The sequence below is a fragment of the Arthrobacter sp. Leaf141 genome (assembly GCF_001424565.1).
Lineage (GTDB): Bacteria > Actinomycetota > Actinomycetes > Actinomycetales > Micrococcaceae > Arthrobacter.
Window position 1 is genome coordinate 39,989 of the sequence record NZ_LMOL01000002.1, and the last position, 24,398, is coordinate 64,386.

22 protein-coding genes are annotated in these 24,398 nt (G+C 67.7%); 12 read left to right on the plus strand and 10 right to left on the minus strand.

Annotated features, from left to right (window positions below; all coding sequences use genetic code 11):
* Positions 1–13: 13 nt before the first annotated feature.
* Genes ASF72_RS00480 through betT form a run of 3 tightly spaced genes read right to left on the minus strand, consistent with a single transcriptional unit; the run spans position 14 to position 5,260 of the window.
* A complete protein-coding gene (locus tag ASF72_RS00480; RefSeq protein WP_056595565.1) occupies positions 14–1,597 on the minus strand; it encodes a GMC family oxidoreductase in 1,584 nt (527 codons plus the stop codon).
* Positions 1,598–1,601: 4 nt separating this feature from the next.
* A complete protein-coding gene (locus ASF72_RS00485; RefSeq protein ID WP_056595568.1) occupies positions 1,602–3,098 on the minus strand; it encodes an aldehyde dehydrogenase family protein in 1,497 nt (498 codons plus the stop codon).
* Positions 3,095–5,260: a choline BCCT transporter BetT gene (gene betT, locus ASF72_RS00490; RefSeq protein WP_056595571.1), complete on the minus strand. Its 2,166-nt coding sequence runs from the start codon at positions 5,258–5,260 to the stop codon at positions 3,095–3,097. The genes ASF72_RS00485 and betT overlap by 4 nt, the downstream gene beginning before the upstream one ends.
* A 269-nt stretch (positions 5,261–5,529) precedes the next feature.
* Between betT and ASF72_RS00495 the strand changes: the two genes are divergently transcribed.
* Positions 5,530–5,832, plus strand: a complete 303-nt coding sequence (locus ASF72_RS00495) for a putative quinol monooxygenase (RefSeq protein WP_056595574.1) — start codon at positions 5,530–5,532, stop codon at positions 5,830–5,832.
* A 57-nt stretch (positions 5,833–5,889) separates the two neighbouring features.
* Here the strand turns inward: ASF72_RS00495 and ASF72_RS00500 are convergent, their stop codons facing one another.
* Positions 5,890–6,549, minus strand: coding sequence for a CHRD domain-containing protein (locus ASF72_RS00500; RefSeq protein ID WP_056595819.1), 660 nt, complete (start codon positions 6,547–6,549; stop codon positions 5,890–5,892).
* A 265-nt stretch (positions 6,550–6,814) separates the two neighbouring features.
* Between ASF72_RS00500 and ASF72_RS00505 the strand changes: the two genes are divergently transcribed.
* The 3 genes from ASF72_RS00505 to ASF72_RS00515 are packed head-to-tail and all read left to right on the plus strand — an operon-like array spanning position 6,815 to position 8,924.
* Positions 6,815–7,357 (plus strand): RNA polymerase sigma factor, encoded by a 543-nt coding sequence (locus tag ASF72_RS00505; protein WP_235504621.1) that lies wholly within the window; start codon positions 6,815–6,817, stop codon positions 7,355–7,357.
* Positions 7,357–8,238, plus strand: coding sequence for a hypothetical protein (locus tag ASF72_RS00510; protein ID WP_056595580.1), 882 nt, complete (start codon positions 7,357–7,359; stop codon positions 8,236–8,238). Before ASF72_RS00505 ends, ASF72_RS00510 begins: the two co-directional genes overlap by 1 nt.
* Positions 8,239–8,273: 35 nt before the next feature.
* Complete coding sequence (locus ASF72_RS00515) at positions 8,274–8,924, plus strand: MBL fold metallo-hydrolase (RefSeq protein ID WP_050686400.1); 651 nt, start codon at positions 8,274–8,276, stop codon at positions 8,922–8,924.
* A 75-nt stretch (positions 8,925–8,999) separates the two neighbouring features.
* Here ASF72_RS00515 and ASF72_RS00520 read toward each other — a convergent pair whose 3' ends face one another.
* Positions 9,000–10,901, minus strand: coding sequence for a DEAD/DEAH box helicase (locus ASF72_RS00520; protein ID WP_050686399.1), 1,902 nt, complete (start codon positions 10,899–10,901; stop codon positions 9,000–9,002).
* Between the two features lie 402 nt (positions 10,902–11,303).
* Between ASF72_RS00520 and ASF72_RS00525 the strand changes: the two genes are divergently transcribed.
* Positions 11,304–12,014 (plus strand): SAM-dependent methyltransferase, encoded by a 711-nt coding sequence (locus ASF72_RS00525; protein WP_056595583.1) that lies wholly within the window; start codon positions 11,304–11,306, stop codon positions 12,012–12,014.
* A gap of 57 nt (positions 12,015–12,071) precedes the next feature.
* On the opposite strand, the gene ASF72_RS00530 is transcribed toward ASF72_RS00525, so the two are convergent.
* Positions 12,072–13,505: an MFS transporter gene (locus ASF72_RS00530; protein ID WP_056595586.1), complete on the minus strand. Its 1,434-nt coding sequence runs from the start codon at positions 13,503–13,505 to the stop codon at positions 12,072–12,074.
* Between the two features lie 86 nt (positions 13,506–13,591).
* Between ASF72_RS00530 and soxR the strand changes: the two genes are divergently transcribed.
* Positions 13,592–14,077, plus strand: coding sequence for a redox-sensitive transcriptional activator SoxR (gene soxR, locus ASF72_RS00535; protein ID WP_050686393.1), 486 nt, complete (start codon positions 13,592–13,594; stop codon positions 14,075–14,077).
* On the opposite strand, the gene ASF72_RS00540 is transcribed toward soxR, so the two are convergent.
* A complete protein-coding gene (locus ASF72_RS00540; RefSeq protein WP_082178335.1) occupies positions 14,065–15,321 on the minus strand; it encodes an MFS transporter in 1,257 nt (418 codons plus the stop codon). The two genes, soxR and ASF72_RS00540, sit on opposite strands and share 13 nt — an antisense overlap.
* Positions 15,322–15,394: 73 nt before the next feature.
* Here ASF72_RS00540 and trmB point away from each other — a divergent pair, with 73 nt between their 5' ends.
* Positions 15,395–16,324 (plus strand): tRNA (guanosine(46)-N7)-methyltransferase TrmB, encoded by a 930-nt coding sequence (gene trmB, locus ASF72_RS00545; protein WP_056595822.1) that lies wholly within the window; start codon positions 15,395–15,397, stop codon positions 16,322–16,324.
* On the opposite strand, the gene ASF72_RS00550 is transcribed toward trmB, so the two are convergent.
* Both ASF72_RS00550 and ASF72_RS00555 read right to left on the minus strand, forming a co-directional pair.
* Positions 16,317–16,763: a hypothetical protein gene (locus ASF72_RS00550; protein WP_056595589.1), complete on the minus strand. Its 447-nt coding sequence runs from the start codon at positions 16,761–16,763 to the stop codon at positions 16,317–16,319. The two genes, trmB and ASF72_RS00550, sit on opposite strands and share 8 nt — an antisense overlap.
* 2 nt (positions 16,764–16,765) lie before the next feature.
* Positions 16,766–18,358: a WXG100 family type VII secretion target gene (locus ASF72_RS00555; protein WP_056595592.1), complete on the minus strand. Its 1,593-nt coding sequence runs from the start codon at positions 18,356–18,358 to the stop codon at positions 16,766–16,768.
* 160 nt (positions 18,359–18,518) lie between these two features.
* Between ASF72_RS00555 and ASF72_RS00560 the strand changes: the two genes are divergently transcribed.
* Together ASF72_RS00560 and ASF72_RS00565 are read left to right on the plus strand one after the other, a co-directional pair.
* Positions 18,519–19,406 carry a DUF1206 domain-containing protein gene (locus ASF72_RS00560; RefSeq protein WP_327019583.1) on the plus strand — a complete coding sequence of 296 codons (888 nt, stop codon included), beginning with the start codon at positions 18,519–18,521 and terminating at the stop codon, positions 19,404–19,406.
* A 31-nt stretch (positions 19,407–19,437) separates the two neighbouring features.
* Positions 19,438–19,932 (plus strand): SRPBCC family protein, encoded by a 495-nt coding sequence (locus ASF72_RS00565; RefSeq protein ID WP_056595595.1) that lies wholly within the window; start codon positions 19,438–19,440, stop codon positions 19,930–19,932.
* A 25-nt stretch (positions 19,933–19,957) separates the two neighbouring features.
* On the opposite strand, the gene ASF72_RS00570 is transcribed toward ASF72_RS00565, so the two are convergent.
* Entirely contained in the window at positions 19,958–20,998 is a 1,041-nt protein-coding gene (locus ASF72_RS00570) for a LacI family DNA-binding transcriptional regulator (protein WP_235504632.1), read from the minus strand.
* Between the two features lie 230 nt (positions 20,999–21,228).
* Between ASF72_RS00570 and ASF72_RS00575 the strand changes: the two genes are divergently transcribed.
* Genes ASF72_RS00575 through ASF72_RS00585 form a run of 3 tightly spaced genes read left to right on the plus strand, consistent with a single transcriptional unit; the run spans position 21,229 to position 24,375 of the window.
* On the plus strand, positions 21,229–22,452 hold the full coding sequence (locus tag ASF72_RS00575; protein WP_050686381.1) for a sugar ABC transporter substrate-binding protein: 1,224 nt from the start codon (positions 21,229–21,231) through the stop codon (positions 22,450–22,452).
* A 5-nt stretch (positions 22,453–22,457) separates the two neighbouring features.
* Positions 22,458–23,477 carry a carbohydrate ABC transporter permease gene (locus ASF72_RS00580; RefSeq protein ID WP_082483864.1) on the plus strand — a complete coding sequence of 340 codons (1,020 nt, stop codon included), beginning with the start codon at positions 22,458–22,460 and terminating at the stop codon, positions 23,475–23,477.
* Between the two features lie 10 nt (positions 23,478–23,487).
* Positions 23,488–24,375, plus strand: a complete 888-nt coding sequence (locus tag ASF72_RS00585) for a carbohydrate ABC transporter permease (protein WP_442854141.1) — start codon at positions 23,488–23,490, stop codon at positions 24,373–24,375.
* The last annotated feature ends 23 nt before the right edge of the window (positions 24,376–24,398 follow it).

The window sequence follows — 24,398 nt, forward strand, 5'->3', positions numbered from 1 at the left end:
GGTCAACGCACGGTCAGGCCGTCCGGGCCCCGCGGACCAGCTCGGCGCACCGCTCACCGATCATCATGGTGGTGATGTTGGGGTTGACCGTGGTCAGTTCCGGCATCACCGAAGCGTCCGCGACCCGGAGCCCGGTGACGCCCTTGACCCGCAGTTCGGGATCCAGCGGCGACATCCCATCCTCCGGCGCCCCCATCCGCACGGTGCCGGCCGGATGGTACACCGTGTTGTGGGTGGCGCGGATGTAGCCGGCGATCTGCTCATCCGTCTGGATGGCGGAGCCGGGGTACAGCTCGGTGCCCACCCACTCCGCCAACGCGGGCTGGGAAGCAATCTCGCGGGCCTTGCGGATGCCGGCGATCATCACGCGCATGTCGTGTCCCTCGGGATCGGTGAAGTAGCGCGGGTCAACCCTGGGTTTGTCGCGGAAGTCCCGGCTGCGGAGCTTGACCGTGCCGCGGGAGCGCGCGTGGGTGACGTTGGGAGTGAGGCAGAAGCCGTTCTCGGTGGTGGGAAACCCCTGCCGGAGCGTGTGCATGTCGAACGGGACGGACCCGTAGTGGAACATCAGGTCGGGACGGTCCAGGCCCTCCTCCGTGGGCGTGAAGATGCCCGCTTCCCACCACTGGGTGGAGGTTTCCGTCATGGGCTGTTTGGCTTCCCACTGGATGACACCCTCGGGGTGGTCCTGCAGGTGCTCGCCCACACCGGGCGAGTCCACCCGGACGGGGATGCCGAACTCCGCCAGCTGGGCGGCCGGCCCGATCCCGGAGAGCATCAGCAGCTTGGGCGAATCGATGGCGCCCGTGGAAACAACCACCTCGGCGCGCGCAGTGAGCTGGTGGGTTTTGGCGAACGCGTTATCCACCACTGCCACTCCCGTGCACCGGTTGCCAGCGTCGAACGTCAGCTCCTTGGCGCGCAGCCCGGTCAGCAGCGTGAAGTTGGCCCGGTCCATGATGGGGTGGATGTAGGACACGGACGACGACGCCCGGGTGCCGTCAGCCTGCCGGTTGATCTGGAAGAACCCGGCACCGTTGATCACCGTCTCGCCGGTGTTGAAGTGGACCTTGGGAATCCCGGACTGTTCGCAGGCGTCCAGGAGGGCACGGCCGGTGGGGTCCGACGCCGGGACGTTCATCAGGTGCACGGGTCCGCTGTCGCCGTGGTGCGGTGCGTCGGGGCCGGCGTCTTCGTTGGTCTCCAGCTGCTTGTACAGCCGGTACGCCAGGTCCGAGTTCCAGCCGGTGGCACCGAACCTCTGCTCCCAGTCGTCGATGTCTTCGCGGGGCGCCCAGAAGGCGATGCAGGAGTTATGGCTTGAACAGCCGCCCATCACTTTGGCGCGGGCGTGGCGCATAAAGGAGTTGCCGTTTTCCTGCTCCTCGATGGGGTAGTCCCAGTCGTAGCCGGATTCGAGCAGCTCCATCCAGCGGTCCAGCTGCAGGATTTCGGGCAGGTCCCGGTCGTCCGGGCCGGCTTCCACCAGGGCAACCTCCAGCGCGGGGTCCTCGCTGAGGCGGGACGCAACAGCGGCGCCGGCGGATCCGCCACCGATCACGATGTAGTCGAAGTCAGTCTTTACTGCGGAGCTCAATATCTCAGTTCCCCTCTGTAGCGGCGGCGTGGTCAGCGAACCAGCCGGTGACCTGCGGGTCGGTGTTCTGGTAGATGTGCTTGGCTTCCTGGTACTCGGCAAGGCCGGTGGGGCCCAGCTCGCGGCCCACTCCGGACTGGCCGAAGCCGCCCCATTCGGCCTGCGGCAAATAGGGGTGGAAGTCGTTGATCCAGATGGTGCCGTGGCGCAGTGCCCGGGCCACCCGCTGGGTTTTCCCGGCGTCCTGGGACCAGACGGCCCCGGCCAGCCCATAGTGGGTGTCGTTGCCGATCTGCACGGCTTCCGCTTCGGTGCTGAAGGTTTCCACGGTGACCACGGGCCCGAAGGCCTCATCCACCACCACGGACATGCCGCTCTTGACCTGGTCGAGGATGGTGGGCAGGTAGTAGAAGCCCTTTTCCAGGTCCCCGGTGCCCCAGGTGCCGCCGCAGCGCAGGCGGGCGCCTTCAGCGATGCCCTTGTCCACGTAGGCGGTGACCTTGTCGCGGTGGGCTGCGGAGATCAGCGGACCCGTTTCGGCGTCCGGATCAAACGGGCCACCCAGGCGGATGAGTTCCGCCCGGCGCACCAGCTCCGTCACAAACTTTTCGGCGATGGATTCCTCCACGATCAGGCGGGCCCCGGCGGAGCAGACCTGGCCGGAGTGTACAAAGGCCGCGTTGAGCGCGTTGTCCAGGGCGGCGTCGAAATCGGCGTCCGCAAACACGATGTTCGGGTTTTTGCCGCCCAGTTCCAGCGCTACCTTCTTCACCGATCCGGCCGCGGAGGCGGCAATGGTTTTCCCTGTTTCCAGGCCGCCGGTGAAGGAGACCAGGTCCACGTCCGGGTGGCTGGAAAGGACGGTGCCCACGGTTTTGCCGGCGCCGAGGATCAGGTTGGCCACCCCGGCGGGCAGGCCCAGCTCCTGCAGCACGTCCACCATCAGGATGGCGGTGTGCGGGGTCAGTTCGCTGGGCTTGAGGACAAAGCTGCAGCCAGCGGCCAGGGCGGGGGCGATCTTCCAGGAAGCCTGCAGGAGCGGGTAGTTCCAGGGGGCGATCAGCGAGCAGACGCCAACGGGCTCGTACTCGATCCGGCTGACCACCATGGGGCTGCCGGCGTCGACCATCCGGCCCGAATCCTGGCCCGCGAGCTTGCCGAAGTATTCGAAGCAGTTGGCGATATCGTCCATGTCGATTTCGCTTTCCACCAGGCGCTTGCCGGTGTCCAGCGTTTCCGCGCGGGCGAACTCGTCCTTGCGTTCCCGCAGCCGGTTGGCCACGTTGATCAGGAACGTGCCGCGCTCCAGCGGCGACTTGGCGGCCCATTCGCCTGAGTCGAAGGCTGCCCGGGCAGCCTCCACGGCGCGGGTGGAATCCGCTGCGGTGCCTTCGGAGACTGTGCCAACCAATTCGCCGTCGGCCGGGCAATGGATGTCCCGGGTGCCGCCGTCGGATGCTGCGGTCCAGGTGCCGCCGATGTATAGCGTCTCGGTGCTCATTTTGTTTCCTCCTGCGTTTCGAAGTCTGATTCCCAGTTGTCTTTAGCGACCTGATCCTCCACGAGCACCGTGTTGCCCGGTGCTGCGCGGTTCAGGTGCAGGAATTCAAGGTGTTGCTCGTAGTGGTCCAGGACATCGGTGATGACCTGTTCCTTGGTGTAGCCCATAAGGTCGTAGCCGTGGCTGCCCTCCAGGGAAAACACCTCCATGCGGTAGTAGTGGTCGTCCGGGTCGGCGCGGCGGGTGGCGTAGCTGGGGGTTTCGTACTGGACCGGATAGATCTGGTACTTGAACGTCCGCTCCTCCCCCATGGCCAGCTGCAGGTCGATGCTTTGGATGCCACAGGCCTCCACGGTGGCCACCGTCAAAGCCGTTTCCGCGCCCTGCGCCTTCAGTTCGGCCTCGACGTCCTGCAGCGCCGGGATGGCCACTGCCTCCGCGAAGCGTGTGGTCTGCCTGCGCCCGGGGTAGCTCATGGCCCGCGTGAGCCGCTGCCGCCAGGTCCGGCCGCCGCGCTGGTCCAGGGAGCGCCCCGTGATGATGCCGGGCAGGCTGGCGCGGTAGCTGTCGTTGAGCGAGTTTTCCACCCTCAGCGCCTTGTACAACCCCAGCATGATCAGCACCAGCAGCAAGGACAGCGGCAGGCCCATCACAATTGTGGCGTTCTGCAGCGTGGTGACACCGCCCACTGTCAGCATGGCCAGGGTCAGCAGGCCGGTGGCAACGGCCCAGAACACCCGCATCCATTCGGGGCCGTCCGAGTCCGCGTCCTTCAGGTGCGACGTGAAGTTGGACATCACCAGGGCGCCGGAGTCCGCGGAGGTCACGTAGAACAGCAGGCCCGTGAAAGTGGCGACGGCGGCCGTCACCGGAACTGCCGGGTACTGGGCCAGCAGGCTGTAGAAGCCGCGTTCCGGGTGGCTCATGGCGTCCTGGCCGAAGGCCAGGTTGCCGTTCATGATCAGGTCCAGGCTGGAGTTTCCGAAGATGGAGATCCAGAGGACGACGAAGATGAAGGGCACGGTCATGGTGCCCAGGACAAACTGGCGGATGGTGCGCCCGCGGGAGATGCGGGCCAGGAACAGGCCAACAAACGGTGCCCAGGCGATCCACCAGGCCCAGAAGAACAGTGTCCAGGCGTTCATCCAGTCCGTGGGCCTGTCGTAGGCGAAGGTATCGAGGGTCATGGCGGGGAACCGGCTCATCACGTCGCCGACGTTCTGGACGATCCCGTCCAGCAGGAAGCTGGTTTTGCCGGTGACCAGGACGAACAGCATCAGGCAGACGGCCAGGATCACGTTCAGTTCGGACAGCCGCCGGATGCCCTTTTCGACGCCGGACACCACGGAAACGGTGGCCATCACCACCGACAGTGCGATCAGGCCGATCTGCATCGCCAGGTTTTCGGGGATTCCGAACATAAAGTTCAGCCCGTAGTTGAGCTGGACGACGCCGATACCCAGGGACGTCGCGATGCCGAAGATGGTGCCCAGCAGGGCAGCAATATCCACGGCGTGCCCGATGGGCCCCTCAATCTTCTTGCCAAAGATCGGGTACAACGCGGAGCGGATGCTGAGGGGCAGGTTGTGGCGGTAGGAGAAGTAGCCAAGGGCCAGGCCCATCAGTGCATACAGCGCCCAGCCGGTGATGCCGTAATGGAACAGCGTCCAAACCAGGGCCTGGCGTGCCGCCTCAGCCGTGCCGCCCTCGCCCTGCGGCGGGGCCAGGTACTGGCTGACAGGTTCGGAGACCGAGAAGAACATCAGGTCGATGCCGATGCCCGCCGCGAACAGCATGGCCGCCCACGTGAACATCCCGAACTGCGGTTTGGAGTGGTCCGGGCCCAGCTTCGTTTTCCCGACCCGCGACAGTGCCGCCACCAGGACAAAAACGACCACTGCGGTGACGATCAGGAAGTAGTACCAGCCCATGTTGGTCGACACCCAGCCCACCATGGAGCCGATCACTGCGTCTGCGTTGTCTTTGGCGAGGATGGCCCACAGTGCGATGGCCACCACGCCGATGGCGGAGCCAAAAAAGACTGTTTTGTTGACTCTGGTTTTGGCTTCGGCGGCGGGCGCGGCGTTGGCGGCAGGAGATTGCTGCGTTTCTTCGGATGAGGGTCCCGCGGCGTGCGCGGGCGGTTGCGAATTCTGGCTCAATGGGTCCCATTTCAGTTTTGAGGCTGGTGTGGACGGCGGGGTTTGCGTGGCTCGTCGGGGCGCTCCGCAATCAGTCAGCCCGCGTCATGGTGGGTCTCGCTCACTTTCGACGCTATCAACGCCACCACCAAAGGGCCGACTTTTATGAAACCTGTCACGGGCAAGGCTGCCCGGCAGAATGTTCCGCAACGGAAGAAAACCGCATCCTGCCCCGTTGCATCTTTGACGGGCCGGCATCACCGGCCGGGGCACCGAACCGAAGGAAATACATGTCCACGATTGTTCATTTTGAAGTCCGGATCGCTCCTGACCGGCTGGCGGACGCCCCACGGTTCCTCAGCGAAACGCTGGCAGCGACACGCGCCTGGCCGGGTAATGAGGGGATCGAGGCCCTGGTGGACGATGCCGATCCGGGCCACATCCTTGTGGTGGAGAAGTGGGCCACCACCCAGGACCACAGCGACTACGCTGCCTGGCGCACCACGCCCGAAGGCGCCAGCAGTCTCGGTGAGATCCTGGCGGCCGCGCCTGCCAAGAAGATCTACTCCACCACCATGGACCTGGGTATCTAGCACCCGCGAGGGATGGCCGGCCCCCAATGCCGGCCATCCCCGGGGCAGCCTGCTGCTTTAGCTGGTCCGGTTCCGCGCCCTGACCAGCAGGAACGTTCCCAGCGCCGCAACGCCTACGGTCCCGGCCGCCAGCGTGACAGCCACTGCCGGCTGGGCGGGAGCGGCGGCGGCGGCGACTCCGGTGTCCACGCCACCCACCGGCATCACTGCCAACTGCCCGCGGACCGCGCCGGGGACGAACGCTGCCGTGTGGGTGTCGGCGGAGAACCCGGACGGGTTGGCTTCCAGCTGCTTGAGAGTGAAGCCCTCTCCGGTATCCGCTCCGTTGTCAGCCTTGATGCCCGTGGTGAAGGGGCCTTTAAGGCAGCCTGAGCTGGTGGAGTTGCCGTCGCCCACCGGGTTGGGGAACGCAATCCGCGGCGGACCGTTTTTGCCCTGGACGGCCTGGTGGATATGCGTGGCTGTCTTGGCGGCGCTTTGGTACGGACCGGTGACACCGGTCAGGCTGATGTCGTAGCAGATCACGTCCAAGTCCGAATTGATCATGAAGTTGAAGGTGCCCCACGCTCCCGGCTGCCCCGGCGCCGGCGCACCATCCGGTCCCACCACGTTCTCCGGCAGGGCCTGGACCGTGTACATGCTGGTGAAGGAATCAGGCCGGTCAACTGTTGTTTCAGCGGAGGCAGGAGCCGCCGCCACAACAGCAGCCAGTGCCATAGCCCCCGCGGTTCCCGTGAATGCAGCAATCCGTTTTTTGGCCAACGTGTTCATCGTGTCCCTTTGCTCTGCAGGCAGTCCCGGAGGTCGGGCTGCGTGAAAAGGTATACTCGCCAATGGCTGCGGGCGTTCACCGGCAGCCGAAGAAAGTTTTCTGGACCGGCACCGCAGCGATTCCTTGCCTCGGCAGTGAACGCCGGACCTCCCGGCACCGTATTCCCTGCAGAACAACCTGGCCTGCGGACGGACGACGATGCGACAGATCATGACCGACGAGAGGTGGATGGCCCCGTCCGGGCCCGCCATGGACGCATTCAACGTACGGGACGCCTTTGCCGAGCATGGCAGCGCGCTGTACGGTTTTGCGGTCAACTGCATCAGGGACCCTGCCGCCGCTGAGGAGTGTGTCCAGGAAACTTTTGTGCGGGCGTGGCGGGCCAGGGACCGGTACGAACCCGCCAAGGGCACGGAACGGACCTGGTTGTTTGCCATCGCCCGGAACGTCATCATCGACGAGCTGCGGGCCCGCGAACGGCGGCCCGTTCCCGTCCCGGATGCCCGGATGGACCTGGCCGCAGCGCCCCAAACCGGAGCGTCCGCCATCGAGGACAGGGTGGTGCTCCAAAGCGGCCTGGCCATCATCAGCCAGGAGCACCGCGACGTGATTGTTTCCGTGCAGCTCAACGGAATGTCCTACGCGGAGCTCGAGCAGCGCACCGGAGTGCCGGCGGCAACGCTGCGTACCCGCATGTATTACGGACTCAAGGCCCTGCGAAGGGCCATCGGCGATGAGGAGGAGGGACAGTGATGAACCAGCCGTCACGCGAGGATGAACTGATGGCTGCGGCCCTCGCCGGCGGCCTCAGTGCCGCCGAACGCAGGGAACTCGACGCTGCCTGTGCCGCCAACCCGGCCCTGCTGCGCGAGCTCGAGGCGCTGGAGGGCCTCAACCACCGCCTCGCGGAATCCGGCATCGATTGGACCGAGCACCAGGTTCCGGCCAGCCTCGCCGGAAAAATGGACGCGTTGTCCCGGGAACTTTCCACGCCGGAGGCCGCGGTGGAGGCGACCACTGCTGAGGTGTCTACGGCGGAGGTGTCTACGGCGGAAATCACCGGCACGCCGGGGGTACAGCCCGGAGTGCCGGCCGGCAACACGCCGCAGGCCGTAGGTACCGCGCAGCGGGAGTCCAGCCGGGCGCACGACGGGCAGCAACACGTTTTGAGGGCGCGCGACGGCGGCCCACCAACCAGTGGCGGGCGCCGTTACCGCGTGCCCCTGCTCGCGGCAGCGGCGGCAGCCCTGCTGGTCATCGGCGGGTTGGGCGGTTCGACGCTCGCCACCTTCCAGCAGGCACCACCCACCGGACCGCCGGGAACCCTCGGTGCCATTGAGGGGGTGCAGCTTTCGGGCAGCCCGGCCGGGACCTCCTTTGACGCTTCGCTGGTGGCGCACACCTGGGGAACGGAGACGGTCCTGGCCATCGACGGGCTCCCCGTGGGGGAATCCTTCGAAGTGGTGCTGGTCCGGACCGACGGCCGGGAGCTGGATTCCGGCACCTTCCTGGGGGCCGCCCAAACGGTCACCTGCAGGATGAACGCAGCGGTGCTGCGCGGGGATGTGGCGGCCCTGCAGATCAGGAACGCGGCGGGCACTGTTGTGGCGTCGTCCAACCTGCCGCGGGTGTAGCTGCGCCAGGCACGGGGCATCCCTAGACTGGGCCCATGGATTCACTCGAGTACGACCTGCCCGCCCTGACCATCCGCCGGATCTCCGTGGGCGAGGTGGACAACAACGTGTACCTGCTGACCGCGAAGGCTACGGGCGCGCAGGTGCTGATCGACGCCGCCGACGACCTTCCGGCCATCCAGGGGTTGCTGCAGGACGCGGCAGCGGATACTTCCGCGGAACCCCGGCTGGAACTTATTGCCACCACACACCGGCACTGGGACCACGTCCGGGCGCTGGCGGGACTCGTCGCGAAAACAGGCGCAAGGACGGCGGCCGGAACTGACGACGCCCCGGAACTGCCGGTCCCCGTCGATGTCCTCCTGGCGAACGGGGACGTGGGCAACTTCGACGGCTTCGACCTCACCGCGGTGCACCTGCGCGGCCACACCGCCGGTTCCATCGCATTTGTCTACGAGGACCCCGACGGGCCCGCCCACATCTTCTCGGGTGACTCGCTGTTCCCCGGCGGCGTGGGCAACACCCACACGGACCCCGCACGGTTTGGCCAGCTGCTGGGGGACGTGACCGAGCGGCTGTTCGACGCCTACCCTGATTCCGCCGTCGTCCATCCCGGCCATGGCAAGCCCACCACGCTCGGTGCCGAGCGGCCCAGCCTGCCCGAATGGCGCGCCCGCGGCTGGTAAGCCCCTTAAACACCAAGTGCCCCGCACTGCCGTGGTGAACGGCGGTGCGGGGCACCTGGACCAGGTCAGAAACCCTTAGCGGCTGCGGCGCTCGTTGGAGGCCGGAGCTGACGCACGGCGGGGGCCGCCGCGTGCGGGACGGCCGGAACCGCCCTTGCCTGCGCCATCCTTGCCGCCACCGTAGGAGCCGCCGGAGGTGCCGCCGGTGTTGGAGGACCAGACAGCCTTGTTGCCGGCCGAGCCGGCGTTGGCGGAGCCTGCCGCCGAACGCTGGCCACCGGTGCGGGCACCGGCAGGAGCACCGGCACGCTGGCCGGTGGCGGGACGGCCGCTGCGCTGGCCACCGGAGGAAGCCGGCCGGCCGGTGCCGCCACGGGGAGCCTCACTGCGGGTGACGCGTGAGTCCGTGCGGCCGTCCGAACCGCGGCCAGCCGCTGCACGGCCACCTGCCGCGGGGACGTCGTTGCGGTGGGTGCTGGCAGTGGTGCCGCGGCCCCGGGCGTTGCGGCGGGCCGCAGCTGCCGCGACGGCGCGGTCCTCGTTCTGCTCGCTGACGCGGTCGAAAGCGGCGCGTGCTTCGGTGCGGCCTTCGAAAGCCACGGCCCGGCGCTCAGCGCGGGGAACGTCGGAACGGACCGGCTCAGCCGAAACCTTGCCGCGTCCGCCACGGCCGCCGCGGCCGCCTGTGGTGGGTGCAGCCTGGCGGCGTGCGCGCTTGCGCTCGGCGTTGGCACCGGTGGAGGTGCCGCCGCCCTGCTGCGCAGCCTTTTTGGCCAGCAGGGCCGCACGGGTCCGCGGATCGATCTTGTCGGCCATTTCGCCCACGAGCTCGGCCACCAGGGGTGAGTTGGCGGTGACGCGCTCGAAGTTGACCTCAACTCCGGCGGCCTTCATCAGCTTCTTGACATCGGACTGCTGCTCCGGGAGGGTCAGCGTGACAACCGTTCCGTCGGAACCAGCGCGGGCGGTACGGCCCGAGCGGTGCAGGTACGCCTTGTGCTCGGTGGGCGGGTCCACGTGGATGACCAGCTCGACGTCGTCCACGTGCACGCCGCGGGCTGCGACGTCGGTGGCGACCAGGACGCGGACATCACCGGAGGAGAATTCGGCAAGGTTGCGGTCGCGGGCGTTCTGCGACAGGTTGCCGTGCAGGTCGACGGCGGGAATGCCGGCGTCCGTGAGGGTCTTGGCCAGCTTGCGGGCGTGGTGCTTGGTGCGCATAAAGAGGACGCGGCGGCCTGCACCGGACGCGAGCTCAACGATCAGCTGCTTCTTCACGGTCTGGTCGTTGACCACCAGGACGTGGTGTTCCATGGTGGTCACCGCTGCCTGCGGATCGTCCACGGAGTGCGTGAGCGGGTTGGACAGGTAACGCTGGACAATTTTGTCGACGCCGTTGTCCAGGGTTGCGGAGAAGAGCAGGCGCTGGCCCTGGGTGGGGGTCATGTCCATGAGCTTCTTGACCACGGGCAGGAAGCCCAGGTCAGCCATGTGGTCGGCCTCGTCGAGGACGGTGATTTCCACGGCCTCAAGGGTAAGGATGCGCTGGCGGATGAGGTCCTCCAGCCGGCCCGGGCAGGCGATGACAATGTCGACGCCGGCGCGCAGCGCCTTTTCCTGCCGGGCCTGGGAGATGCCGCCGTAGATCACGGTGGTGTTCAGGCCGGCAGCCTTGGCCAGCGGCTCGATGGTGGCGTTGATCTGGGTGGCCAGCTCACGGGTGGGTGCAAGGACCAGGCCCATGGGGCGGCCGGGCTTGCGGAAGTGCTTGGCTTCCCGCTCAGCGAGTCGTGCTACAAGCGGGATGGCGAAAGCGATGGTTTTACCGGAGCCGGTCCGGCCGCGGCCCAGGACGTCTCGTCCGGACAGCGTGTCCGGAAGGGTCTTGACCTGGATGGGGAACGGCTCAACAATTCCCTGCGCGGTAAGGGTGTCTGCAAGTGCCTTGGGAGTTCCGAGGGCAGCGAAAGTAGTCATGTATTTATACGGTCTTTCAGGCGGTATCCAGGCGGATATCGGCCCCCGGCGCCGGTTGGACCAGGGGTTCGCCGAAGAAAAGTCAGGTGATCAACCGGGCCGCTGCATAAAAGGGCAGCCGGCCGGGACCAAATGGAACGCGTTCATCGACGCAGGATGTGCCTCTCACATGAAAAAACCCACTTCCCGGTTCCGGGACTCCGCGGCATCCGCAGGGGATTTCAGGGGAGAAAGTGGGCATCACTGCACATCAAGTTCCTCCAGTCTAGCATCCCCCGCCCGCGACCCTTCCGGAACGCGCCTCCGGGCCGCTGGCAAGGGCCGTAAAACCCGTTGTGGAGGCAGGGCGCCAAAGCTGGTCCGGGCGTTGCCTTTGGGGGCGCCGCGGGGCAGGCTTGAGGCATGAGCGAACACGCGGCGCACCAGCAGGGAACGCACGACGCCGGGACCTCCGCCGAAGTGATCGGCACCGGGGCCACGGCCGCCGAATGGGACGAACGGTACCGTTCCAAGGCGCAGGTCTGGTCCGGTAAACCCAATCCCCAACTGGTCCGTGAGGCCGGCAGCCTGCGGCCCGGGAAAGCCCTGGACCTTGGCGCCGGGGAAGGTGCGGACGCCATCTGGCTGGCACACCAGGGCTGGCACGTAACCGCCGTCGACGTGTCCGCCGTGGCACTGGAACGCGCGCAGGCGCACGCCGCAGCCGCCCATAAAAAGGCCACCGACGAAGGCATTGCGGGCCGGATCGCCTGGCAGCAGGCGGATCTGGCCCATTGGCAGCCGGAGGGCCAGTACGAGCTGGTCACCTCCCAGTTCCTGCACTCCCAGGACCTGGCCTGGCAGGTCCCGCTGCGGGCAGCCGCTGCCGCGGTCAAGCCGGGCGGCACACTGCTGGTGGTGGGGCACCACCCGGACAAACTGCCCCCGTGGGGCGGCGCCCACACCCACGACGGAATGTTCTACACCTGCGAGGACCTGGCCAGGGAGCTGTCGCTGGATGCCGCGGAGTGGCAGATCGAGGTGCTCACCACCCGCGACCGTCCCATCACCGGACCTGAGGGCCAGGAGTTCACCATCGCCGACGTGGTGCTGCGCGCCACCCGGCTGCTATAGCCGGCGGCCAGCAGCAGGACCCGGACTCCGGCTCGGATCCCAGCCCGGGAAAGCCCCCTACCGAACCCGTGCTGCCTTCCGCGCCGGCCGGTCCGCCGCGGGGATCCGGGGCGCCACCACCACGGCAATGGCCGCCAGCAGGGCCGCCAGCCCAAACACGCCCACAAAGCTGCCGCCCATCGCCGCCAACCCGGTGAAGATGATTGCCGTGGCCGCCAGGGCCAGGGCCCCGCCCAACGAGTCGGCGATGCTCATCGCGGAGCTGTTGAAGCCCTGGGTCGCTTTGGTGGACAACGCCAGGGTGAGGACGCTGAGCCGCGGATACACCAGCCCCATTCCCGCTCCGGCAAACACCCAACCGGCAATGGCCACAGCCGCCGGCCAGTCCAGCCACGTGGTCACCAGCGCCACCACCACTGCGCCAAACACGGCTGCGGAGCCAATCCGGATGGCCGTGCGGTGGGCCAGCCGCTCCCCAAGCCTGCCCTGCACGGTGGAAGCCCCCGCCCAGGCCAGCGCGCCAACGGTCAACGTCAGCCCGGCGAACTGCGGTGAAAAGCCGTACCGCTCGATCAGCAGGTAGGGCAGGTACACCTCGGTGCCGAAGAACGCAGCGGAAACCAGGCCCCGGACCAGGATGACGCTGGGCAGCCCGCGGCGCGCCCGAAGGGTCCCGCCGGGAACCAGCGGGCGGACCGCCACCAGGGCCACGGCGACTGCCGCTGCTGCTAACAGGACGGGCGCCGCGGCAAAGCCGTCCACCCGGACCCCTGCGGACAGGTTCAACCCGAGCACGGCCAGCGCTGCCAGCGCCGCCCAGGCCAGCCGCCCGAATTCCCAAGGCGGCAGCACGGACCCGGCAGGTTCGTGCCGGCCCATCCCGCGGAGGGCCGGGACCAGCATGGCCAGGGCGGGGACCACCAGGAACACCACGCCCAGGAACACCCAGTGCCAGCTCAGGGCGCTCGCCACCACACCGGCGGCGAAGGGACCCACCAGGGACGGGATCACCCAGGCCGCGGAGAATGCGGCAAAGATCCTGGGGTGCAGCGCCGCCGGGTACACCCGCGCCACCATCACGTAAAGCGCCACCGTGATGGCGCCGCCGCCCAGGCCCTGCACCAGCCGGCCGGCCACCAGGACCGGCATGGTGAGGGCAGTCCCGGCGATCAGCAGCCCCACCACAAACATGGCCACGGAGAGGTAGAGCGGGGCTGTAGGGCCCCTGCGGTCGGACCAGTTTCCGGCGGCCACCATTCCCATGACGCCGGTGGCCAGTGGCCCTGCGAAGGCCAGGGCGTACAGGGCGGCGCCGTCCAGTTCCCGGCTGACCAGCGGCATGATAGTGGTCACCGCCAGGGACTCGAAGGCGCTCAGGAACACCAGTGCGCAGGCGCCGATGGTGACCCACACGTGCGGGCGCTGGAGGATTCCCGGGCTGGCGGGGTCTTGCGGTTTTTCGAGCACGGGTTGGGCCTGTTCGGTGGTCATGGAGGCTACGCTAAGACCTCAACCAAGGTTGAGGTCAAAAGCGCAGCGGGTGCCTGCCTGCGGGCGGCAACGGGTTTGGGGGAAGCATGGCACATGAGGCGGCAACGGCGCACCAGCTCCTGGGCGTCGGCGAGGTGTCGCGCCGCAGCGGCGTCTCGGCGTCGGCCCTGCATTTCTATGAACGCAACGGGCTGGTCAGTTCCGAACGGACGGCCGGAAACCAGCGGCGCTACCGGCGGGACACCCTGCGGCGGGTGGCGTTCATCCGGGTGTCGCAGCGCGTGGGGATTCCGTTGAAGGACATCCTGGCTGCGCTGGAGTCCCTGCCGGAGAGCCGCACCCCCACCAAACGCGACTGGGAACGGCTGTCCCGGCTGTGGCGGTCCGAGCTGGATGCCCGCATCGCGGCGCTGGAACACCTCCGGCACGATCTGGACGGCTGCATCGGCTGCGGTTGCCTCAGCCTGAAATCCTGCCAGCTGCAGAACCCGGGGGACGCATTGGCGGGCGACGGCGACGGGCCGGTCAGGTGGCGCAGCCCCGGCGCGGCCCGCCCGCATCAGTCCACGTAGCGGCGGATGCCGGCGCGGTAGCCGAATACCGCTGCGAGCGCGCCCACCAGCAGGAACATGATGCCAGCGGCAGTGAAAGAGCCGGTGGCCTGATGGAGTTGGCCCACCAGCAGCGTTCCGGTGGAGCCAAGCCCATAGCCCACGCCCTGCATCATGCCGGACAGGTGGGCTGCGGTGTGGCCATCGCGGGTGCGGAGCATGATCATGGTCAACGCGACGGCGGTGAGGCTGCCCTGCCCCAGCCCCAGCAAGCCGGCCCAGGCCCACACCAGGTCCAGCGGGCCGAAGATACTCAGCGCGAACCCGCCGCCGGTCATCAGCGCCACCACCGTGTTGATGGCCCGCTGGTCCCGGAACCGCGCGGCCAGGGCCGGGGCGAACAGGGAGCCCAGCATCTGCAGGCCGATACTGACGGAGACCATCAGCCCGGCTGTGGCACCGTCCACGCCGCGCTCGCGGAGGATGGGCGCCAGCCAGGCGAAGACACTGAAGGACATCATCGCCTGCAGCACCATAAACAGCGTGACCTGCCAGGCCACCGGGGACCGCCACACGTTGGCGCCCCCGCTGTGGACCCGCAGCCGGGCCGGCCGGCTGCGGAGGGCGGCGGGCAGGAAGAGGAGAAGGACGACGGCGGCCGGCACCGCCCAGGCCCACAGCGCCACGGTCCACTCCCCTGTGGCCGTGTACACGGGGTAGGTGAAGCCGGCGCCGAGGGCTGCGGACGCGCAGATGGCCGTGGTGTACAGCCCGCCCATCAGGCCCAGCCGGTGCGGAAAGTCCCGTTTCACCAGCCCCGGCAGGAGCACGTTGCACAGGGCGATCGCGGCGCCGCAGGCCGCGGTGCCGGCGAGGAGGGCGGGCAGGTGTCCGGCCCCGGGTCCACTGGTCCCGGGTCCGCCGGCCGGTCGCAGCAGGAGCCCCGCGGTGAGGACCGCCATGGCGCCGAGCAGCACCCGCTCCGGCCCGAACCGGCGGGCCAGTACGGGCGCCAGCGGCGCAAACACCCCCAGCAGCGTGACCGGCACGGTGGTCAGGACCACCACCGCCCAGCCGGGGAGTGCTGCCTGCGCGGTGATTTCCGGCAGGATTGCGGAGAAGCTGGAGAACACGGTGCGCAGGTTCAGCCCGATCAGCACCAGGCACACACCCAGGTAGATGGCCTGCCGCCTGCTGGCGGGCGGGGCATCGCCGCCGGTGCCGGTCCGGGGCCGGCCCGCGGCACGGGCTGCTGCTTCGCTCACCCGCCCATTCTTACAGGCTGCGTGGCCGCCGCCGGAAACCGCTCCGGGGTGCCCGGGAGTTATTCTGGAGGGGATGAGTGAATCCCCAGAATCCCCCCAGCAGCCGCATGTCCCCCGGCCCGTGACGCCCGGGACCCAGGCCTCGTTCGGCACCTACGGCGGCCGGCCGGTCAGCTTTGTGCGCCGCGGCACTCGCCTGCAGGGCCGCCGGCAGGCAGCCTGGGAGGAGCACGCGGAGCGTTGGGCCGTGGATGTGCCCCGGCACATCGCCAACACGTCGGTCCACCCGGACTACACGTTCGACGCGCAGGCGGAGTTTGGCCGCACCGCTCCATTGATTGTGGAAATCGGCTCAGGGCTGGGCGATGCCATCTGCCACGCCGCAGAGGAAAACCCGGACACCGACTTCCTGGCCGTTGAGGTGTACACCCCCGGCTTGGCCAACACCATCATCAAAATCAACAGCCGCGGCCTGAAGAACGTCCGCGTGGTGGAGGCCAACGCTCCCGAGGTCCTGGCCACCATGCTGCCGGCAGGGTCCGTCAGCGAACTGTGGGTGTTTTTCCCGGACCCCTGGCATAAGTCCCGGCACCACAAACGCCGCCTGATCCAGCCCGAATTTGCGGACCTGGCCGCCCGGGCGCTCAAACCGGGCGGGCTGTGGCGCATTGCCACCGACTGGTCGAACTACGCCGTGCACGTCCGGGACGTCCTGGCGGATTCCGTGGACTTCGAGAACCTGCACACCGGCCAGCGCCGCGGCCCCGAGAGCCCGCTGACCCAGGTGTGGCAGTCCGGCGTCGAATCCCTGGTGGGCGGCGCCCCGGTCCGTGAGGGCCGGGCACCGGTCAGCACCGAACACACCGGCCCCAACGAAGGCATCGACGAAACCGGTGGCTGGGCGCCCCGCTTCGAAGGCCGGGTCCGCACCAGCTTCGAGGCCAAGGCGCACGAGGCCGGCCGGCTGATCTTCGACCTCTGTTACCGGCGCCGGCTCAGCTGACCCGGATTCCGGCGACAATCTCCTTGAGCATGTCCAGCCGGGGCTCCACGCCGGCATCGAGGTAGGGCCAGACCACCACAACCCCCAGGAAGCGCCCACTCTCCCACAGGCCCACGGTGGCGGCCACCTTTCCGTTCCCGCCGGCGTCGTTATACCCAACAACGACGGCGTACGCGGCTTTGCCGGGCAGGTTCAGTTCGCCCTCGGCCAGCTGGGTCCCGGCCCGGTCCTCGAGGTAAAAATCAGCCATCAGGTGGGCCCAGCCGTTGGCCTGCGGTGCGCCCTGCACGGACGTGTCATCCTTGATGACCGTCACCAGGACCCCGTTGGCCAGGCCGTACTGTTCGGTGTCCGGACCGGCGGTGGAGTCGTCCAGCGGTTGGGTGTGCGGCGGGAACTCTGCCGTGAAACCCAGCGGCGATTCAATGTGCACGGACATGGTCACAGCCTCTCAAGCGTGGTGTCATTGGGGACTTTATAGTACGTGGAGACGTTGGTGGTGGCCTGGCTTTCGGTCTTGACCTCCACCTCGCCCACCTTCACGTCGATGCCGGCCTCGGTGGAGGCTGTCACCACGTTGTTGACCTGGACAGTGGCGGAACCGGCCTCGTAGAGCCTGGCCGCGTCGGCTGCCGCAGCGGTGTCGTTGCCCAGTGCGACGTTGCGCAGGTAGCTGTCCACCACCGCACGGTTGTCGCCGGAATAGTCCACGTCGATCTTCACGGTGCCCTGCGTTCCCACCGTCACGGAGGACTCCACCTTGGCTGCCTCCACGTCCCCGCCGGCCACCACACCCTGGGCCACGGTGCCGTCCAGGGAAACGGACACGGACTCGATGTTGCTGTCCTTGTCCATGTTGACCTGCAGCCCGCCCGTGCCGGAGGCCTCAAACACGCGGCCGTCCAGGTCAAGCTTGCCCTGGGCCGTCACCTCGGCGGTGGCGGCGGCCGTGCCGTCGGAAAGGTTCCGTTCATACGCCAGGTCCAGCTGGACAGACCCGGAGGCGGCGCCGGCCTCACCCTCGGCGGAGAGGGACAGGGTCCCCTTGGCCTTGTCGGTCTGGCCGGTGGAGCCGTTGTCGTCGGCGGAATCGTTGATGGTGTCCAGGATGTACCCGGGCGGGTTGGAAGCGACGTCCTTGATGTCGCCCACACTGTCCGGGGGAAGGTCGCGGTACATCTGTTCGCGGGCCGCCATGGCTTCCTCCACGCTGCCGAACGTGTACTCGCGGGACACCTCACCGTTCAGCGTCACCCCGGCGGCACCGGAGGGGTCATTAACGCCCAGGCCCATGTTGCCGTAAACCTTCATGGTGGCGGACCCGTCGGCATTCTCCACCACTTCCGTTCCCACTTCAGCGCCGCCGTGGACCCACGCCACCCGCGCTTCGATGGACGCGCTGCCGGTTTCGGAGTAGACGGGGATGTCGGCCTTGGCGAGGTCCTGGAGGTGTTCCTTGGCCTGTTCCTGGGCGGCGGCGGGGATGCCGCCGTCCATGCGCATCAGGTCCTCGGCAAAGGGGCCGTCCGCACCCTCCCCTTCGATCAGGTACTGCCGGTCCTCGGCGGAAAGGGACGCCCACCACGCGGCCTGCTCCTCCGGGCTTGCCTTCAGCATCGACGCCAGACCGGACTCCAGCTCACGGCGGTGCTCGGCGGCGGCCTCTGCCTTGGCCGCCTGCTCCTTCAGCCACTCCTTGGCCTGGTCGGCAAAGGACGTGATCCGGTCCCAGGTTCCGCCGCCACCACCGCCACTTTCGCCACCGCCGCCCGATGTTGAGGCCTGGTCCTGCTCATCGGCGTGCTGGCGCAGGATTTTGGAGTTGGCCCGGAGGCTGGCAACCACCCGTTCCAGGCTGGGGCGGTGGCTGCCGGTCCAGTCCTGGCGGAAACGCTCACCGTCAGTGCCCTTCCACGGCGCCGCCTGGATCTGGCTGTGCAGCGAGGTGGACCTGTTGCCCAGCAGGGCGGCGGCCTGGTCGACCGCTTTAGCCAGGGCGCGCAGCTGGCTGACGTCGGCGCCGTAAAAAGTCATGTGTTCCCCCGGTGACCTTCGCGGTACGTGGTTCGCGCCGCGCCGTGAAGTGCTGGTCTTCATCGTTGCACGGTCGCCCGGCCGGGGCGATGGGGACGGCTCCCCATCACCCCGGCCCCTTGCACCGGGAACTACCCCGCGCACCGCCGGCGTGGCACGATTGCATCTGTGTGGGGGAAAACTTAGCGCCACACAGCGCTCGCACGGAGGAACAGCCATCAAAAAAGAACTTAAACAGGCAGCTGACACCGCAGAGACTGTCACCAACTCGCGGTCGCTGGAACTGCTGGCACGCGCGGGCTTCGCCGCCAGCGGCGTGCTGCACCTGCTGGTTGGCCTGATCGCCATCAGGCTTGCCATGGGCGGCTCCGGCAGCGCCGACTTCAGCGGCGCCGTTGAGGAACTCTCGGCCCAGCCGGCCGGCCCGTTCCTGTTGTGGGCCAGCTTCGCCGCCTGCGCGGCGCTGGCGCTGTGGCAGGTCAGCGACGCGATTTTCGACTACAACCACCTTCCCGCCAAGGACAAAGCCGGCAAGAAGGCCAAGGCAGCGGCGCAGGCAGTGGTCTTCACGGGTCTCGCCCTGACCCTGATGTCCTTCGCCATGGGATCGGGCTCCGGCGGCGATAACAAAAAGACCGCCACGGACCTGACCATCGCCGTGATGAAGGCTCCGGGCGGTGTGGCACTGCTGGTGCTGGTGGGTGTGGGCATCGCCGTCACGGGCGTGGTGTACGCCATCCGCGGCTTGCGTAAATCGTTCGAAAAGCAGCTGCTGATGCCGTCCTCGCACACGGCACGCACCGCCGTGACGGTGCTGGGCGTGGCCGGTTATGTGGCCAAGGGCACGGTCCTGCTGCTGACCGGGATGCTGATCGCCATCGCCACGCTGCGGGCACACCCGGAGGAATCCACCGGCCTGGACGGCGGCCTCCGCGCCCTCCGCGACCAGCCATTCGGGGTTTACCTGCTCGCTGCGGTAGGCGCAGGCCTCATCTGCTATGGCGTCTACATGGTGGTCCGGGCGCGGCTCGCCAAAATGGAGAAGTAGCCCCAGGATCCCCTTTCGCTAGGCTGGAACCATGCCCCAGGTACGCGCCGAACGACTCATCCGCCTCGATCCCGCGACTGTCTTCGCCTTTTCGCAGACCACCGGCGCCTTCCGGCTGAAATGGGACCCGTTTATCTCCGGGCAGGGGTTCCTGGCCGGCGCCACGGCGGCGGGCAAGGGCGTGCAGACCAAAACCCGCTCCCGGCTGGGTCTTGGCATGGTCAGCGAGTACGTTTCCTACGCCCCGCCCCGGAATGTGGGCATGACAATGGTCTCCGGGCCGTGGTTCTTCGGCACGTTCGGCGGCGGCTGGCGTTTCACCGCGCACGACGGCGGCACCAGGGCCGTGTGGAAGTACACCTTTTCCTGCCGCCCACCACTGTTGCGGCCGGTGATGGAGCGGATCGGCACCTGGCTGCTGGGCCGGGAAATCGAGCGCCGCATCGAAGCCTTTGCCAGGGCCTGCGAGGACCCCGCACTGGTGGCGGAATTCCGCACCCTGGCCGCACCGCCGTCGAACGCCTGAGCGCCGAGCCCTGCGGAAACGCGCCTTACTCCACGGCCTCCTCCTGCGCGGGCCCTTCCTGCGCGGGGACTGGACCTGTTGACCCGCCGCCTTCCAGCCGGCACATCACCAGCTCCTGCCGCAGCGACGTGGCCCTGCCTTCCAGCTGGTCAATCAGGGCCGCCACCCCCATGCGGCCAAGTTCGTGTCCCGGGGAGGTCAGCACAGTCAGTTCCGGGTCCACCATGGCAGCCATCTCCGCCGAGGATGCCACGGACAGCACGGACAGGTCCTGGGGAATCCGCCGGCCGGCGCGCCGCAGCCCGCTGGCCAGGCCCGGCGCGGCCTGCTCGTTCTGGACGATCAGCGCCGTAACCCCCGGGTAGGCCGCCAGGATTTCCGCGGCGGCCGCTTTACCGGCGGCCGGGTTCGCCTCGCACGTGAAGGCCGTGGGCACCAGGTCCTGGCGCCGCATTTCCGCCTCGAAGCTGTCCCGCGAGCGGCTGACGGGACCGAAGGCGGCAAGGCTGCGGCTGCCGATGGCGTCATCCAGCAGGGCAATGTTCCGGTGGCCCAGGGCCGTCAGGTGCTGCACCGCAGCCACCAGGGTTTCCTCAAAGTTGATGTCCACGTAGGTGAGCTCCTCCGGCGCCCTGGTGCGGCCGATGAGCGCAAACGGCGTGCCGGATTCCTGCAGTTCCTGCACCCGCGGATCGTCCAGTTCAACCTCCATCAGGAGCACCCCGTCCACCAGCCCGTTGGCCGTCAGTTCGGTGGCCTGGCCGGCCTCGTTGCTGATGGGCCACAGCACCAGGTTGTACCCCAGTTCCCTGGCCGTGGCCGCAGCGCTGGTGAAGAACTGGATCACCGTGCCGCTCATGGAATGCTGCAGGGCCGGGAACAGCAGCGCAATGATCCGCGTGCGTTTGCTGGCCAGGGCACGTCCCACGGCGTTGCGCCGGAAGCCCAGTTCCCGCATGGCGGCTTCCACTTTTTCCCGGGTCCTGGCCGAGACGGGTTTGGTGTTGTTGATGGTGAACGACACCGTGGCGATCGAGACGTTCGCATGGCGTGCAACGTCCTGCATGGTGACCACGGCAGATCCTTTCGGAGGGAAATCCCGGGGAACACACGACGGGACGTGCCGGCGGCACCCTTCCAGTAAAGCGGTTAACTTTTTCCTTGACAAGGCCGGGCGGACGGCCCCAGACTCTTCTAAAGCCTTCCACCCAAACCCCGGCCCACCGCGGGTCGAACCATCGGTTAAGCGCTTTACTGAAGCTGTGACGATCCCGTGAACCGGCAAAGGAGCCACCCATGAAAACACCCCGCAGGATAGCCTCGCTCACCGCCCTTGCAGCCCTGGCACCGCTCGCCCTGGCCGGCTGCAGCAGCGGAGGCGGGGCCGGCGACGGCGGTGACGTGGACAGCCTCAGCATTGTTGACTACTACAACAACGACCCGGACAAGTCCCTGGTCCAGGCGGCCCTGGACCGCTGCGCTGCGGACCTCGGGGTGAGCATCAACCGCGAGACCGTGCCCGGCAAGGACCTGATCCAGAAGGTGCTGCAGCGTGCATCCTCGAAAACGCTCCCGGACGTGCTGATGCTGGATAACCCGGACGTCCAGGAAATTGCGGCCACCGGCGGCCTCTCCCCGCTCAGCACCTACAACGTGGACACGTCCGGCTTTGCCGACGGCATCCTCGAAGCTGCCACCTACGAGGGTGAGGTCTATGGCCTCGCCCCCACGGTCAACACCCTGGGCATCTACTACAACAAGGACCTGCTGCAGGCTGCCGGCGTTCAGCCGCCCACCACCTGGGAGGAACTGAAGGCTGCGGCGGCCAAACTCACCGAAGGCGACCGCTACGGCGTCGCGTTCTCCGGCATCGCCACCTATGAGGGAAGCTGGCAGTTCCTGCCGTTCATGTGGTCCAACGGCGGCGACGAGACGGACCTGACCAGCCCCAAGGTGTCCCAGGCCCTCTCGCTCTGGCAGGACCTGGTGACCGGCGGCTCCGCCTCCGCATCCGTGATCAACTGGTCACAGGCGGACGTCAAGGACCAGTTTGTGGCCGGCAAGGCCGCCATGATGGTCAACGGCCCCTGGCAGATCCCCGCGCTGCGCAAGAGCCCGGACCTCGCCTGGGACTCCGTTAAGATCCCCGTGCGCGAAGCCGGCCAGGAATCCGTGGCGCCGCTGGGCGGCGAAGTCTGGACCGTGCCTGAGACAGGCAACAAGGCCAAGCAGGCCAAGGCGGCGGAGTTCGTCGAATGCATCAGCAGCGACGAAAACCAGCTCGCCCTGGCGGAGGCCCGCTTCACTGTGCCCACCAGGACGGCGCTGGCCGGGGAGTACGTGTCGCGGGTCCCGGAAATGGCCAGTTTCACCGAACAGGTGGCTACGGCCCGCTCCCGGACCGGCAAACTCGGCGAGGCCTGGCCGGAGGCCGCCACCGTCATCTACGACGCCATCCAGCTCGCACTGACCGGCAAGGCCAGCCCTGCCGACGCCTTCAAACAGGCCTCGGCGGGGTAACGGCCATGAACCGCACGCAGGATGTGCAGGGCACGACGGCGGAAGGCGGGGTGGGGGTGCATCCGGAACGTCCCGGGGTGGCTGAGGGCGCCGCCGCACGGGAGCCCGGGGCAACGAACGCCGTCGCGCCCCGGGGCAGGAAGGTGACCCGCGAAGCCGTGACCCGGCTGCTGTTCGTGGCACCGGCAGGCCTGTTTCTGGTGCTGTTCTTCGGCTACCCGGTGGTTAAGAACATCACCATGAGCCTGCAGGACTACACCACCAAGACGTTCTTCACCGGCGAGGCCCCCTGGGTGGGGCTGGCCAACTACGCCACCGTGGTGAACAGCAACCTGTTCGGTCCGGCCATGGTCAACACGGCACTGTTCACCATCGGCTCCATCGCGGGACAGTTTGTGATCGGCCTGGCGCTGGCCTGCTTCTTCCGGCGGCGCTTCCCGCTGAGCAACTTCCTGCGTGCCATGCTGCTGCTGCCCTGGCTGCTGCCTTTGATCGTCAGCAGCGCCACCTGGCGCTCCATCCTGGACCAGGACAGCGGCATCCTCAACCAGTTCCTCACCAGCCTGGGCATCATTTCCCAGCCCGTGCCCTGGCTGACCAGCCCAACGGTGGCACTGATCGCCGTCGTGATGGTGAATATCTGGGTGGGCATCCCGTTCAACGTGACCATCATCTATGGCGGCCTGCAGGACATCCCCGATGAACTGTACGAAGCCGCGGCGCTGGACGGCGCCACGGGCTGGCGGGCGTTCCGGCATATCACCTGGCCCAACCTGCAGCCCGTGGTCAGCGTGGTGCTGGTGCTCGGCGTGGTCTACACCATCAAGGTCCTGGACATCATCCTGGGCCTGACCAACGGCGGTCCCGCCAATGCCACCCAGACCCTGTCCATCCGCTCCTACCAGGAGTCGTTCACCAACTTCGAATTCGGGGTGGGTGCAGCGTTCAGCAACATCCTGATCCTGATTTCGCTGGTGTTCGCCGTGATCTACCTGCGCGCCAACCGGCGCGCGGTGGACGAGTAAGGAGGCCGCCATGACCACCATGGACCCCACAGCCACCCGGACCCGAGCCCGGACCCGGACAACCGGCACCGGACGCACCGGCACCCCAAAAACCGAGCTGCGGAACGCCGGGTACACGGGCCTGGGCATCGTTTTCCTGGCCGTAATGCTGTTTCCCGTGTACTGGATGGTGAACGCCTCCCTGCAGCCCTCCGGCAACACCCTGACCGCCGGCTTTTTCCCGTGGAACCCCAGCTTCGACGGGTATGCCCGCGCCATCGCCGAGCAGGGCCCCAACCTGCTGACCAGCCTTGCCGTGTCCCTGGGAACGGTGGTGTTCAGCCTGGCAGTGGCGGCACCGGCCGCCTACGCGCTGGCCCAGTTCCGCTACAAGTGGGTCAACCTGGCCCTGCTGGCCATCCTGGTGTCCCAGATGATCCCGGGGATCGTGATCGCCAACGCCCTGTACACGGCGTACAACGACCTGGGCCTGCTTAACAGCATTCCGGGCCTCATTCTGGCGGACTCCACCCACGCCATCCCGTTTGTCATCCTCATCATGCGGGCTTTTATGACGGGCATTCCCACCTCCATCGTGGAGGCGGCCCGGGTGGACGGCGCGGGGCTGGTGCGCTCGTTCGTCTCGATTGTGCTGCCCATCAGCAGGAACTCGCTCATCACCGCAGGGCTCTTCGCGTTCCTGTTCTCCTGGAGCGACTTCCTCTTTGCCCTGACCCTGACCACCACGGATGAGGTGCGGCCGGTGACCCTTGGCATCTACCAGTACCTGGGGACACAGGTCTCCAACTGGAGCGCCGTGATGGCCACCGCCGTCCTGTCCTCCCTGCCGGCGATCGCCCTGCTGATCCTGGCCCAGAAATACATTGCGGCCGGCGCCACCGGCGGAGCCGTCAAATAACCATCGCCCGCACGGGCAGATCC

What these genes read in the sequence shown, in the direction of transcription:
- ASF72_RS00485 (WP_056595568.1), bottom strand. Translation starts at nt 3,098, where the DNA reads ATGAGCACCGAGACGCTATACATCGGCGGCACCTGGACCGCAGCATCC.
- ASF72_RS00495 (WP_056595574.1), top strand. Translation starts at nt 5,530, where the DNA reads ATGTCCACGATTGTTCATTTTGAAGTCCGGATCGCTCCTGACCGGCTG.
- ASF72_RS00500 (WP_056595819.1), bottom strand. Translation starts at nt 6,549, where the DNA reads ATGGCACTGGCTGCTGTTGTGGCGGCGGCTCCTGCCTCCGCTGAAACA.
- ASF72_RS00505 (WP_235504621.1), top strand. Translation starts at nt 6,815, where the DNA reads ATGACCGACGAGAGGTGGATGGCCCCGTCCGGGCCCGCCATGGACGCA.
- ASF72_RS00510 (WP_056595580.1), top strand. Translation starts at nt 7,357, where the DNA reads ATGAACCAGCCGTCACGCGAGGATGAACTGATGGCTGCGGCCCTCGCC.
- ASF72_RS00515 (WP_050686400.1), top strand. Translation starts at nt 8,274, where the DNA reads ATGGATTCACTCGAGTACGACCTGCCCGCCCTGACCATCCGCCGGATC.
- ASF72_RS00520 (WP_050686399.1), bottom strand. Translation starts at nt 10,901, where the DNA reads ATGACTACTTTCGCTGCCCTCGGAACTCCCAAGGCACTTGCAGACACC.
- ASF72_RS00525 (WP_056595583.1), top strand. Translation starts at nt 11,304, where the DNA reads ATGAGCGAACACGCGGCGCACCAGCAGGGAACGCACGACGCCGGGACC.
- ASF72_RS00530 (WP_056595586.1), bottom strand. Translation starts at nt 13,505, where the DNA reads ATGACCACCGAACAGGCCCAACCCGTGCTCGAAAAACCGCAAGACCCC.
- soxR (WP_050686393.1), top strand. Translation starts at nt 13,592, where the DNA reads ATGGCACATGAGGCGGCAACGGCGCACCAGCTCCTGGGCGTCGGCGAG.
- trmB (WP_056595822.1), top strand. Translation starts at nt 15,395, where the DNA reads ATGAGTGAATCCCCAGAATCCCCCCAGCAGCCGCATGTCCCCCGGCCC.
- ASF72_RS00550 (WP_056595589.1), bottom strand. Translation starts at nt 16,763, where the DNA reads ATGTCCGTGCACATTGAATCGCCGCTGGGTTTCACGGCAGAGTTCCCG.
- ASF72_RS00555 (WP_056595592.1), bottom strand. Translation starts at nt 18,358, where the DNA reads ATGACTTTTTACGGCGCCGACGTCAGCCAGCTGCGCGCCCTGGCTAAA.
- ASF72_RS00565 (WP_056595595.1), top strand. Translation starts at nt 19,438, where the DNA reads ATGCCCCAGGTACGCGCCGAACGACTCATCCGCCTCGATCCCGCGACT.
- ASF72_RS00570 (WP_235504632.1), bottom strand. Translation starts at nt 20,998, where the DNA reads ATGCAGGACGTTGCACGCCATGCGAACGTCTCGATCGCCACGGTGTCG.
- ASF72_RS00575 (WP_050686381.1), top strand. Translation starts at nt 21,229, where the DNA reads ATGAAAACACCCCGCAGGATAGCCTCGCTCACCGCCCTTGCAGCCCTG.
- ASF72_RS00580 (WP_082483864.1), top strand. Translation starts at nt 22,458, where the DNA reads ATGAACCGCACGCAGGATGTGCAGGGCACGACGGCGGAAGGCGGGGTG.
- ASF72_RS00585 (WP_442854141.1), top strand. Translation starts at nt 23,488, where the DNA reads ATGACCACCATGGACCCCACAGCCACCCGGACCCGAGCCCGGACCCGG.